The sequence below is a fragment of the Cricetibacter osteomyelitidis genome, assembly GCF_004340985.1.
GTDB lineage: Bacteria > Pseudomonadota > Gammaproteobacteria > Enterobacterales > Pasteurellaceae > Cricetibacter > Cricetibacter osteomyelitidis.
The window spans coordinates 95,826-108,795 of the sequence record NZ_SLYB01000004.1 but is presented as its reverse complement, the minus strand read 5'-3'; the positions used below and the strand labels follow the sequence as shown (position 1 = coordinate 108,795).

At 38.2% G+C, this 12,970-nt stretch carries 12 protein-coding genes and 2 pseudogenes; 13 read left to right on the top strand and 1 reads right to left on the bottom strand.

The window, feature by feature from the left end; genetic code table 11:
* Nucleotides 1–27: 27 nt before the first annotated feature.
* From EDC44_RS03270 to EDC44_RS03210, 13 genes and pseudogenes are all read left to right on the top strand, one after another.
* Nucleotides 28–159: an SDR family oxidoreductase gene (locus EDC44_RS03270; RefSeq protein ID WP_279388364.1), complete on the top strand. Its 132-nt coding sequence runs from the start codon at nt 28–30 to the stop codon at nt 157–159.
* A gap of 9 nt (nt 160–168) precedes the next feature.
* Nucleotides 169–1,008 (top strand): 5-dehydro-4-deoxy-D-glucuronate isomerase, encoded by an 840-nt coding sequence (gene kduI / locus EDC44_RS03265; RefSeq protein WP_131975327.1) that lies wholly within the window; start codon nt 169–171, stop codon nt 1,006–1,008.
* A gap of 31 nt (nt 1,009–1,039) precedes the next feature.
* Nucleotides 1,040–2,026, top strand: a complete 987-nt coding sequence (locus EDC44_RS03260; protein WP_131975325.1) for a TRAP transporter substrate-binding protein — start codon at nt 1,040–1,042, stop codon at nt 2,024–2,026.
* Between the two features lie 60 nt (nt 2,027–2,086).
* Nucleotides 2,087–2,566 (top strand): TRAP transporter small permease, encoded by a 480-nt coding sequence (locus EDC44_RS03255; protein WP_131975324.1) that lies wholly within the window; start codon nt 2,087–2,089, stop codon nt 2,564–2,566.
* A 13-nt stretch (nt 2,567–2,579) separates the two neighbouring features.
* A complete protein-coding gene (locus EDC44_RS03250) occupies nt 2,580–3,884 on the top strand; it encodes a TRAP transporter large permease (protein ID WP_131975322.1) in 1,305 nt (434 codons plus the stop codon).
* 344 nt (nt 3,885–4,228) lie between these two features.
* A complete protein-coding gene (locus EDC44_RS03245) occupies nt 4,229–5,236 on the top strand; it encodes a TRAP transporter substrate-binding protein (protein WP_131975320.1) in 1,008 nt (335 codons plus the stop codon).
* A 15-nt stretch (nt 5,237–5,251) separates the two neighbouring features.
* The gene (locus tag EDC44_RS03240) at nt 5,252–5,761 is read left to right on the top strand and encodes a TRAP transporter small permease (protein WP_131975318.1); all 510 of its coding nucleotides are present in this window, start codon (nt 5,252–5,254) and stop codon (nt 5,759–5,761) included.
* Nucleotides 5,762–5,774: 13 nt separating this feature from the next.
* Nucleotides 5,775–7,055: a TRAP transporter large permease gene (locus EDC44_RS03235; RefSeq protein ID WP_131975316.1), complete on the top strand. Its 1,281-nt coding sequence runs from the start codon at nt 5,775–5,777 to the stop codon at nt 7,053–7,055.
* Between the two features lie 11 nt (nt 7,056–7,066).
* Nucleotides 7,067–8,086, top strand: coding sequence for a zinc-binding alcohol dehydrogenase family protein (locus tag EDC44_RS03230; protein ID WP_131975314.1), 1,020 nt, complete (start codon nt 7,067–7,069; stop codon nt 8,084–8,086).
* 10 nt (nt 8,087–8,096) lie between these two features.
* Nucleotides 8,097–9,170, top strand: coding sequence for a mannonate dehydratase (gene uxuA / locus EDC44_RS03225; protein WP_131975402.1), 1,074 nt, complete (start codon nt 8,097–8,099; stop codon nt 9,168–9,170).
* On the top strand, nt 9,170–10,774 hold the full coding sequence (locus EDC44_RS03220; RefSeq protein WP_131975312.1) for a mannitol dehydrogenase family protein: 1,605 nt from the start codon (nt 9,170–9,172) through the stop codon (nt 10,772–10,774). The genes uxuA (EDC44_RS03225) and EDC44_RS03220 overlap by 1 nt, the downstream gene beginning before the upstream one ends.
* Nucleotides 10,775–10,782: 8 nt before the next feature.
* Nucleotides 10,783–11,463, top strand: coding sequence for a GntR family transcriptional regulator (locus tag EDC44_RS03215; RefSeq protein ID WP_131975310.1), 681 nt, complete (start codon nt 10,783–10,785; stop codon nt 11,461–11,463).
* Nucleotides 11,464–11,619, top strand: a pseudogene (locus EDC44_RS03210) (sugar kinase); the annotation flags it as partial.
* A 144-nt stretch (nt 11,620–11,763) separates the two neighbouring features.
* On the opposite strand, the pseudogene uxuA (EDC44_RS03205) reads toward EDC44_RS03210, so the two are convergent.
* Nucleotides 11,764–12,951, bottom strand: a pseudogene (gene uxuA, locus EDC44_RS03205) (mannonate dehydratase).
* Between the last annotated feature and the right edge of the window lie 19 nt (nt 12,952–12,970).

Here is a 12,970-nt window from a genome sequence, read left to right as displayed (position 1 = left end):
AATCTTAGATTGAATTCCGGCAGGAAGATGGGGACACCAAATAATGTTGGTGGTCCATGCGTATTTTTAGCATCGCCGGCATCTGATTATTTGAATGGTTATACCGTCGCAATAGATGGTGGTTGGCACGCAAGAGAATATTCAAAAAATAATTTGTAGGAGATAGTAATGAAAATTTATCACAATATTCATCCAATGGATTCTAAAGATTATGATACGGAGCGTCTTCGTGAGGAATATTTATGCCCGGATTTATTTGAAAAAGATTCAATTAAAGTGGTGTATAGCCATATAGATCGCTTAGTTGCCATTGGGGTTGTACCTAATAAAAATCTATTAAAATTAGATGATTTTATCGATAACAAGCAATTTGGTACAAATTATTTTCTTGAACGTCGAGAGTTAGGGATTGTGAATTTAGGTGGAAAAGTAGAGGTCAGATATAAAGGCGGTAGTTTTATTTTAGAACATCTCGATGCGTTATATTTATCTAAAGAGACTGAGTCTGTTGAATTTTTATCTTTAAACGAATCGGAAGATAATTGTTTATATTGTTTAAGTGCACCAGCTCATCACAAATATGAAAATAAACTGATTCAAAGAAATAATGCAAGAATGATTAAATCAGGTTCTCAAGAAAATGCTAATGCGAGGGTCATTTATCAATACCTCCATCCGGAAGTTGTGCAAACATGTCAGCTATGTCTAGGTGTTACCCATTTAGAACCCGGTAGTGTATGGAATACAATGCCGGCACACACTCATGTGAGAAGAATGGAAATTTATCTATATTTTAATATTAAACCTTCTCAAGTCGTTTTCCATTTCATGGGGGAACCATCAGAAACAAGACATTTGATAATCCGAGATAAACAAGCCGTATTTTCACCAAGTTGGTCTATTCATTCTGGTTGTGGTACTCAAAATTATAGCTTTGTTTGGGGAATGGCCGGAGAAAATCAAACTTATGATGATATGGATTTTGTCAATATGGATGAAATTAAGTAATTTTTTAATATTACCCAGTAAGGAGATTATTATGCTTATTACTAAATTAACTAAATTAGTTCGATCAATTGTTATTGCCGGTGGATTATGCGTTACACTAACCGCTAATGCAGCAACAGAGTTGAAAGTTGCATTTAATCAATCGGATAAACATCCACAATATCAAGCTCTAAAATATTTAAGTGAAAATCTTTCAAAGGAAACTGATGGACGTTATAAATTAAACATTTATCCAAATGAATTATTAGGCGATCAACGAGCATCATTAGAGCTAGTTCAAAATGGGGCGATACATATGGCAATCGTCGCTAATCCTTTGGTTGAGAATTATGATAAAACATTCTCCGTTATCGCTTTGCCTTATATTTATAACTCTTTGGAACACCAAGAAAAAGTCTTTACTGGAAATGTGCTGGATGAGTTGTTTGCTTCAACAAAAAAATTTGGATTTGAAGTTTTGGGGGCTTACACCGCTGGTGCGAGAAGTGTATATACAAAATCTTCTCCGGTAAAATCTATTGCCGATTTGAATGGAAGAAAAATCCGAGTAATGCAATCTAACACAATGATAAAAATGTTAGCTTGCATGGGAGGCACCGGTGTACCGATGAATCAAGGAGAAGTTTATACAGCCATTCAACAAGGAGTATTAGATGGTGCGGAAAATAATGAAATTACTTATATGGATTTAAAGCAATATGAAGTAGCGCCATATTTTTCTCGTACAAAACATCTTATGGTTCCTGATTTACTCGTTATTAGTGAACAATTTCTTTCTTCTTTATCTGAAAAAGATCAAGCAATTTTGAAAAGACTTGTAAAAGAGAGTATTCAAAAAGAATATCAGTTATGGAGAGAGCAGGTATTAGTTGCTGAACAATTCTCCAAAGATAAAGGCGCTGAATTTTTAGAAGTGGATATCAAACCATTCCAAGATAGTTGTCAAGGTTTACAAAATGATTTAATTAAAACAGATTTTCAAAAACAATTGTTTGAAAAAATCCTTTCTTTAATTTAAATATTATTAAACCCGGATTATTTATAAATAATCCGGGTTTATATTAAGTAAGGAGAAATTATGCTTCTTCTCGTAAAAAAAATAGTTGATAAGATTATGGCATTATTATGTATCGCTATTGTTTTATCTATGTGTGTATTAGTCACATATCAAGTTATTACTCGATATATATTTAATAGCCCTAGTGCAGTTAGCGAAGTGTTAGCCAGATATTTATTCATTTGGCTTGTTTTATTTGGTGGTGCCTATGTATTCGGATTAAGAGAACATATGTCAATTTCATTTATTAAACAAAAATTTTCCAATAAAGTACAAATATATCTTGATATGTTTTCTGAATTAGTCATAGCAATGTTTTCATTAAGCATAATGATATTAGGTGGATATAATATTACTGTTCGCCAAATGTTCCAGATGGATTCTGCTTTACAATTACCGGTGGGTGTAATTTATAGTGCTATACCTGTATCCGGAGTTATTATTCTATTTTATTTTATCCATAATGAAATAATGTTATTCAGAAAATTAAAAGATTCGTAATAAAGGAGATATTATGGAACTATCAACTATCGCGGCTCTTGTTATGTTACTTGGGACAGTATTCTTTTTAATTATCGGAACACCAATAAGTATTAGTGTTGGTATTTCTTCGTTCTTGTCAATGCTATTAATCCTTCCATTTTCGGGAGCTGTAATTACATCATCCCAGCGTATATTTGTTGGCTTAGATTCATTCGCATTACTGGCTATCCCATTTTTTATCCTTGCGGGAAATATAATGAATAGTGGCGGTATAGCATTGCGATTAATTAATTTATCAAAACTGGTCAGTGGGTGTTTTCCGGGTTCGCTGGCACAAACAAACACAGTTGCAAATATGCTATTTGGTTCAATTAGTGGTTCAGGTGTTGCCTCTGCGGCTGCTATTGGTGGAATAATGGCACCAATTCAGGAAAAAGAAGGCTACGATCCAAAATTTAGTTCTGCTGTAAATATAGCTTCAGCACCTACAGGAATGTTAATTCCGCCAAGTAATACTCTTATTGTATATGCAACGGTTGCGGGTAGTGTATCGGTATCCGCACTGTTTATGGCAGGCTATATTCCTGGTATCCTATGGGGTGTTAGCGTCATGATTGTTGCTGGAATTATAGCGAAAAGAAAAGGGTATATTCAAAAAAATACCATAACATGTAGAGAAGCTTTTAGAGTATTAATCGATGCATTACCAAGTTTATCATTAATTTTTATTGTGATTGGTGGAATATTAGGTGGCGTATTTACTGCAACCGAAGCCTCTGCAATAGCAGTCGTATATTCATTATTTCTAGGTTTTTGTTATAGAAATTTATCTTTAAGTCAATTACCTAAAATATTTTTAGATACGGCAAAAATGTCTGCCATCGTTATTTTTATGTTGGCTACATCTTCAATTATGTCATGGGTTATGGCATTTACTCAATTACCTACTATTATTGCTAATAGTCTTTTATCAATAACAGATAATCCAATTTTAATTTTATTAATTATTAACATCGTTTTATTGTTTATTGGTACTTTTATGGATCCAACTCCCGCAGTATTAATATTCACTCCGATCTTTTTACCGATTTGTATGAATTTAGGCATGGATCCTGTGCATTTTGGAATATTGTTAGTATTTAATTTATCCCTGGGAACAATAACACCACCTGTTGGACCAATATTATTTACCGGTTGTAAAGTCGCTAATATTGAGATTGAAGATGTGATAAAAATGCTGGTTCCTTTCTTTGTCATGATTTTTATTGTATTGATGTTAGTGACATATGTACCTGCAATCTCAATGTTTATTCCTCAGTTAATGGGATTAGTTTAATCACAAGGAAATGTTCGTGAAAGCTCTCGCAATTTTGCCGGAAAATGACCGCACTTTTACCGATTATCAGCGTTGCCTTGGTGCCCTCAGCTGAGCGACTATGGTCGTTTGATGATAAAGAAGCCGGTAATATGTGAGTATTTTATCGGCTTTTTCTATTTCCTTTAATGTGATAAATGAAATGGTGGTGTAATAAACAAAATGCGGGAATTTGGATGGTTTTCTTAAAAGAATTTTCTATTTTGTGATCTCCTTCACAGTTTTTATTTTCTATTTCTGCTAATTTTTCACCGTTAGTTAAACTTGTATACTAGTATTTGTTAAACCAATCTATCGAGGTTACTATGAAAAAGAGAACATTTTTAAAAACATTATTGGCAAGTGCAATGCTGTTTTCCGTAGCGGCTTGTAATGATTCGGGCGATTCAGCAGAGAAAAAAGTGGTAAAAGTTTCATCGGTGGTTGCTGCAACACATCCTTCAACAGTTGCTTTAAAAGAAGTTTTTAAACCAATGATTGAAGAAAAAACACAAGGTCGTTTCCAAATTGATGTGTATGATTCAGGTCAATTAGGCGATGAAAAACAATCCTTTGACTATACCCGTCAAGGCATTATTGATTTGTCTGTGCTCGGTACGGTGATGTGGTCTGAAGTGCCGAAAATGTCAGTGCCTGATTTTCCATTCTTATTTAAAGATGTTCCACACGCTCGCAAAATTTATCAAGGTGAAATCGGTAAAGAAATTGCGGATAGTTTTGAATCCACTCAACCGATCAAGTTCTTAGCCTGGATGCCGAACGGCGCTCGTGTGTTTTCCTCAAGCAAAGCGTTGACCAATCCTGACCAATTCAAGGGGCAAAAAATGCGTATGCCTAACAATCCGATTCACGTCAAAGTAGCGGAATTATTGGGGGCAAATGTGGCAATTATGAGCTTAGGAGAAGTGTTTAGTGCTTTGGAACAAGGCGTGGTGGATGGTCAGGATAATCCGCTTTCTACTTTCGTACAACAAGGTTTCTATTCCGTAAATAAAAATATTTATGAAACCAATCATATGATTTCATCACTTGAGTTGCTTGCCAATAGTAAATTCTGGGAAAAATTAAGCGATGAAGATAAAGCTATTTTCTTAGAAGCGGCTAAAACAACATCAGATAAAAGCTGGGATTTATACCAAGCCAGTATTGATGCAGATAAAAAATTCGTCACTGAAAAAGGCGGTTCAGTTGTAACACCAAGTGATGCGGATAAAACGGTGTTAGTAGAAAAAATGCAACCGCTTTACGATGATTTATACAAAAAATACGATTGGGCAAAAGATCTCGTTGAACGTATCAGAAATACCGATTAATCAAGGGGCTAGAGTATGAAAACTCTGACAGATAAATTGTTTAAAGGTATCTCGCTGTTGCTGGGGTTAATGTTGGTTGTGATGATCGCATTGGTATTCCTGAACGTTATCTTACGCTTTTTCTTTAACTCCGGTCTGGTATGGTCGGAGGAAGTATCAAGATACGTATTTGTGTATGTGATCTACATCGGTGCGATTGTCGCAATGAAAGAAAACGCTCATTTAGGCGTAGATACCTTGATTAAAAACGTGCCGGAAAAAATTAAGCTGTTTTTATTTATTCTCGGTAGATTAATCATTATTGCGGTAATGGGTATTTTGATGAAAGGATCTTATGCCATGGTAATGCAATCAATGACGGCAAAAGCCGCTGCTACGGGATTACCGTTATCTTTCGTTTATGTGACGGGATTAATTACCGGTGCCGCCATTATTTTGATCAGTGTATTAAATATTGTCGATGTGATTAAAAATCCTCAAGTTATTCATCGAGCGGTATTGATGAGTGACTCGGATTCAGATTAACAGGTAGGTCTCTATGACAATTATTATTTTCTTAGCAAGTTTAATCGGTGGCATTATTATTGGGGTGCCGATTGCATTTTCACTGCTCTTTTCAGGCATTACGCTAATGCTCTATTTAGATGTGTTTAATGCGCAAATTTTGTCACAAAACTTATTCAATGGTGCCGACAGTTTCTCCATGATGGCGATTCCATTTTTTGTGGTTGCCGGTGATTTAATGAACCGTGGCGGATTAACCACTAAAATTGTGGATGCAGCAACGGCAATGGTGGGGCATATTCGTGGCGGTTTGGGTTATGTAGCGATCGTAGCAATCTTATTATTCGCAAGTTTGGTCGGTTCTGCCGTTGCCTCCACGGCGGCACTTGGCGCAATATTGATTCCAATGATGGTGCAATCCGGTTATAACCGAGATCGTTCTACCGCATTAATTGCCGGTGGTAATATTTTATCACCGATTATGCCGCCATCCGTGCCAATGATTATTTTTGGTGTCACCGCAGGTGTTTCCGTAACCGATCTGTTTATGGGCGGTATCGCACCGGCGGTATATATTACCGTAGTGCTGTGCGTAGTTTGGGCATTGGTATCTCGCAAAGATTCCGCAGCACCATTGCCCCGTAAATCTTTCAAAGAAGTCATTACAGCGTTACGTAAAGCAGTATGGGCAATCTTAATGCCGATTGGTATTTTACTCGGTTTGCGAAGCGGAATGTTTACGCCAACGGAAGCCGGCGTTATGGCTGTTGTGTATTCTCTTGTGATTGGTGTGTTTGTTTATCGTGAGCTTACTCTTGCAGACATCAAAGAAAGTATGATTGCTTCTGCTAAAGCCAGTAGTGCAATTATGTTCTTAGCCGCTGCGGCAATGGTATCTGCTTGGCTAATGACGATCGGTAATATCCCTCGTATTGTGACCGATTTACTCCATCCGTTCCTTGATTCTCCAACCTTATTAATGCTGGTTATCGCAGGATTAGTCTTACTGGTTGGAACCGCAATGGATGTTGTACCGACCATCTTAATTCTCACACCAGTACTTATGCCGGCAGTAAAAGCGGCGGGAATTAATCCTGTGTATTTTGGCGTGGTATTTATTATTCTCTGTGTAATGGGTTTATTAACACCACCGGTAGGCACGGTTCTCAATGTGGCAGCCAGTACGGGCAAAATCACAATGGAACGCATTGTGAGAAAAATCGGACCGTTCTTGCTTGCTATTGTGATAGTGGTGTTAGGGTTGATTTTATTCCCGAGTCTATTTATGCAACCGTTAGAATTTTTCACGAAATAAGGATTCGTACAATGAAAGTGATTAATGTAACCAAACCTTTTGAATTGAGTATTCAAGATAGCCCAAATTATGAAATTGAAAAAGATGACGATGTGATTATCAAAGTGCAATACGGTGGTATTTGCGGTTCCGACATCGGGATTTATACCGGTGGTAATTCGCTTGCAAAATACCCGATTATTATCGGACACGAGTTTGTCGGGCGAGTAGAAAAAGTGGGACAAGCGGTAAAACACGTGAAAGTCGGTGATTTTGTAGTGAGCGATATTGTCAACAGCTGTGGACATTGTTATGCCTGCCGTACGGGTCATCACAATGTATGTAAAAATCTTCAAGTTACTGGTGTACATCTAAATGGCGGTTTTGCCGAATACGCAAAAGTGCGGTCGGAAAATGTGTATTTTGTGGATACTAACAAAATTCCGGAAAAAACGGCTTGTTTAATTGAGCCTTATGCGGTGGGCGTTGAAATTAATACCCGAGCTAACGTAGCAAAAGGCGATAAAGTTGTGGTGTTCGGTTCAGGTCCGGCAGGATTGGCAGCAATGCAAGTGGCGATTGCCCGAGGTGCGGAAGTACTGATTACCGATATCTTTGATGAACGTCTAGCTCTTGCACGAGAAATGGGGGCAACTCAAGCCATTAATGTTAAAGATGTTGATATGCGAGAAGCAGTCAATAAATTTACAGATAATGAAGGGGCTCACGTGGTCATTGATGCGGTTTGTTCGCCACAAAGTATTTTAGATGCCTTGGATATTGTTGCTCCGTCAGGGCGATTTGTGGTGTTAGGTACGGGGGCGACACCATCGGAAATTCCGCAAGTGGCATTTACCAAAAAAGGTATTAATGTATTCGGTACACGTTTAAATAACAAACGTTTCCCTGAAGTGATGGCATTATTTGAACAGGGCAAAGTAACTCCTGAAAAAATGATCACCCATACCTATAAATTTACTGATATTGAAAAGGCATTTGATGTGATCAAAAACGAAAAAAATACCGTATGTAAAGTTTTATTAGAGTGGTAAGGATTAAATGATGAAAACAACATTCAGATGGTACGGCTTAGGCAATGACACAATTCCACTAAGTTACATTAAACAAATTCCAAGTATGAGCGGTGTTGTGTGGGCATTGCACGATATGGCAGCAGGCGAAGTATGGCCGGAAGAACGTATTGCCGAAGTAAAAACCCAAGTTGAGCCATACGGCTTAAATATTGATGTGGTGGAAAGCGTGAATATTCACGAATCCATCAAACTCGGCACACCGGAACGTGAACAATATATCGAAAATTATAAAACCACATTAAGAAACCTCGGCAAATATGGCGTAAAAGTGGTTTGTTATAACTTTATGCCGGTATTCGATTGGATTCGTACGGATTTATTTAAAGAAACTGAAGACAAATCGACCGCACTTTTCTATGAACACGCCCGTATTGACGGCATTGATCCGAAAGTGCTGGTGAAACAATTTGAGGAAAACTCAAAAGAATTAACCCTGCCGGGTTGGGAGCCGGAACGCTTAAAACATTTAGATAAACTCTTTGATTTATATAAAAATGTGACCGAAGATGATTTGCGTGCGAATTTAAAATATTTCCTTGAACAAATTATTCCCGTAGCGGAAGAAGCGGGCATTAAAATGGCTATTCATCCTGATGATCCGCCCTTTTCCGTATTCGGCTTACCGCGTATTGTGAAATGCCACGATGATTTGCAAAAAATTGTGGATATGGTAGACAGCCCGTCTAACGGCTTAACCCTATGCAGTGGTGCGTTAGGACCGAATTTAAATAATGATATTCCGAAAATGATCCGCACTTTCCATAAACGTATTCCCTTTGCCCATATTCGTAATATCAAAGTGTATGATAACGGTGATTTCCTGGAAACCTCCCATTTAACTTCTGACGGATCTTTGGATATTACGGAAATTGTAAAAGCCTATCATGACGTGGGATTTGAGGGCTACTATCGTCCGGATCACGGTCGCCATATTTGGGAAGAAAAATGCCGTCCGGGTTATGGATTATACGATCGTGCCTTAGGCATTATGTATATTCAAGGCTTATGGGATGCTTTTGAAAGAGCCAAAGGAGCGAAATAATGAAATTATCTTACCAAGGTATAGCCAATCAGGCAGCGTGGTTGGATAAAGGCTATATTTTGCCGGAATATGATGTTGCTAGCGTTGCCAAAAATACAGCGGAAAACCCGATTTGGTTACATCTCGGTGCCGGTAATATTTTTCGTGCATTTTTAGCGAATTTGCAACAACGCTTATTAAATCAAGGGTTAAGTGATAAAGGCATTATTGTTGCGGAAGGTTTTGATTATGAAATTATTGAAAAAGCCTACCGCCCTTTTGATAATTTATCTATTTTTGCCCGTTTAAAAAACGATCATTCGGTAGATAAAATCGTCGTGAGCAGTATTGTTGAATCACTCAAAAATGATCCGAGTTTTACCGATGATTTTGCTCGCTTAAAAACCATTTTTGCTGCCCCTTCATTACAAATGGTTTCTCTTACCATTACGGAAAAAGGTTACCTGATTAAAAATCAAGCCGGAGAATATTATCCAACCGTTCAAGCCGACTTTGAAAACGGTATAGATAAACCGCAAAGTTATATCGGTAAAATTGTTGCTTTACTGCATTATCGTTTTAGCCAAGGCGCAAATCCGCTGGCAGTGGTGAGTATGGATAATATGTCTAAAAACGGTTCCAAATTGGAAAACGTCATTTTGGAATTTGCCGAACAATGGCAAAAGTGCGGTATGATTTCACAAAGTTTTATTGATTATTTGCATTCCGATAAAATCAGTTTCCCTTGGTCAATGATTGATAAGATCACCCCTCGTCCCGATAGCGAAGTGCAAGCTATGCTACAGGCTGACGGTGTGGAAAATCTTGATCCGGTGATAACGTCCAAAAATACCTATGTTGCTCCATTTGTTAATGCGGAAGAGTTGGAATATTTAGCCATTGAAGACCGATTCCCGAACGGACGACCGCCATTAGAAAAAGTCGGCGTGATTTTTACTGATCGTGAAACCGTTAATCAAATTGAAACAATGAAAGTGACCACGTGCTTAAATCCGTTGCATACCGGCTTAGCCGTATTCGGCTGTTTACTGGGCTACACTTCCATTGCGGCGGAAATGCGGGATCCTGAACTGCTTGCCTTGATTAAACGTATCGGCTATCACGAAGGTTTACCGGTGGTTACTGATCCGAAAATTATCAATCCGAAACAGTTTATTGATGAAGTAATCAATATTCGTTTCTCCAATGATTTTATTCCCGACACACCACAACGGATAGCAACGGATACTTCGCAAAAGCTCTCAATTCGTTTTGGCGAAACCATCAAATCTTATGTTCGAGAAAATAAAAATCTCAATGAATTGGTGGCAATTCCGCTCGTCTTTGCCGGTTGGCTACGTTATTTACTCGGCGTTGATGATCAAGGCAATACCTTTGAATTGAGTTCTGATCCATTATTATCAGAGTTAAAAGGCAAACTTTCTTGTGTTAAACTGGGCGAAAAAGTAGCAACAGAAATCTTACAACCGATCTTATCGGATAAAAATATTTTCGGTGTAAATCTGTATGATGTGGGGCTTGCTCACAACGTGGAACACTATTTTAACGAAATGTTGATTGGTCAAGGTTCTGTACGAGCAAGTTTACAAAAATACCTGAACTGAGAAAGAGAATGAACGAGCCAAAGAAACGAGAAAGTTCACGAGAATTTGCTTATCGAATGATAAGAGAAATGATCGTCAATATGGAATTAAAACCGGGCAATAAAGTGAGTGAAACCGAACTGGCTACACTGCTGGGATTAAGTCGCACACCGATTAGGGAAGCGTTAATTGATTTGGAAAAAAGTGGAGTTGTGCGGGTGATTTCACAAAAAGGTACATTTATTTCCTATATTGATCCTTTATTGATCGAAGAGGCTCGTTTTCTGCGTTTAACATTGGAAAAAGAAGTGGCTTCCCAATTATGTGAAGAGCAATATCAAGAACATCTTTATCTACTTGAAGACAATGTAAAATTACAGGAATTTTATCTTAATAACGAAAATTACGAAAAATTTTTAGAATTGGATAATGAATTTCATCGCTTGTTTTTTCAATTAACCAATAATATGAATATTTATAAGTTAATGAGCGGATTAAATATTCATTTTGACCGTGCACGTGTGGCAGTATTTAAAAATAAGCCTTCACTAAAAACCATTGTGGAACATCGTAATATATTAAGTGCAATGAAAAAACAAGATAAAGATCAAGTAAAAGAATATATTGAAGCCCATTTATATCAGTATATTTTAGATAAAGATCGCTTTGAAAAAGAATATAGTCAATATTTCAACAAGAGTGATGATTAAATGAAAACCCTCGCAATCCTCGGCGAATGTATGATTGAGCTGAATGGCGAACCATTCGGCAATATGCGGCAAACTTATGGCGGCGATACGCTTAATACCGCCACTTATTTAGCTCGTTGTACGCCCAAAAGTGCGGTGGAAATTCGCTATGTTTCTCTTTAGCAATTTTGCCCGAAAATGACCGCACTTTTACCGATTATCAGCGTTGCTTTGGTGACCTTTGACTATGAATAAGCGACAAAATAATGGATATTAAAAATATAGGGAATGCACTGATTCCCTATTTATTTTTATGATGACTTATTTATCTGAAAAATAAACCTTTTTAAGCCCTAATTCCAGTCCTCGAAATTCTGCCAACCCTTTTAATCGGCCGATTGCGGAATAACCCGGATTGGTTTTCTTGTGTAAGTCATCAAGCATTTGATGACCATGATCCGGACGCATTGGAATTAAACGGGTTTCGCCATTGGCTTTGCGTTTGTATTCTTCATCAAGCAAGACTTTGACCACATTAAACATATCCACGTCCCCTTCCAAATGCGCGGCTTCGTGGAAACTGAGCGGATTCTCTTCACGACAGGTTGAACGCAAGTGGGCAAAATAAATACGATCCGCAAATTGGGTTGCCATTTTCACTAAATCATTATCAGAACGCACGCCATAAGAGCCTGTACAGAAAGTAAAACCGTTTGCCGGTAGCAGTTGGGTGTTCACATACCATTGCATATCTTCAATCGTGGAGACAATACGCGGCAAGCCTAAAATCGGGCGTGGCGGATCGTCCGGGTGAACCGCCATTTTAATGCCCACTTCTTGGGCGACAGGGATAATTTCATTTAAGAAATAAGCTAAATGCGTACGGAATTTTTCCGTATCAATATCCTTATAGCGATCCAATTGCCCTTGAAACTCCTCTAACGTATAGCCTTCTTCTGCACCCGGTAGCCCTGCGATGATATTATTGGTCAGTTGCTTAATATCCGTTTCGGACATATTGTCAAAGTAAACTTTGGCTTGCCGGCGTTATTCTTCCGTATAGATGGCTTCCGCGCCCGGGCGTTTTAAAATATGTAATTCAAAGGCGGCAAAAGCGATTTGGTCAAAACGTAATGCTTTTGAGCCGTCCGGCAGTTCATAGGCGAGATCGGTACGGGTCCAGTCCAGCACCGGCATAAAGTTATAACACACCGTATCAATACCGCACTTTGCCAAATTGCGGATACTCTGTTTGTAGTTATCAATCCATTGTTGATAATTGCCGGTTTGCGTTTTGATTTCTTCGTGAACCGGCACGCTTTCCACCACCGACCAAACCAGCCCTGCCGCTTCAATTTCCGCTTTACGTTTTTCAATTTCTTCCAGCGACCAAATTTGCCCGTTTGGAATATGGTGAAGTGCCGTCACAATACCGGTTGCACCGGCTTGACGAATATCGGATAAAGAAACAGGGTCTTTCGGTCCATACCAACGCCACGTTTGTTCCATAGTTTTCTCCTATTGTCGT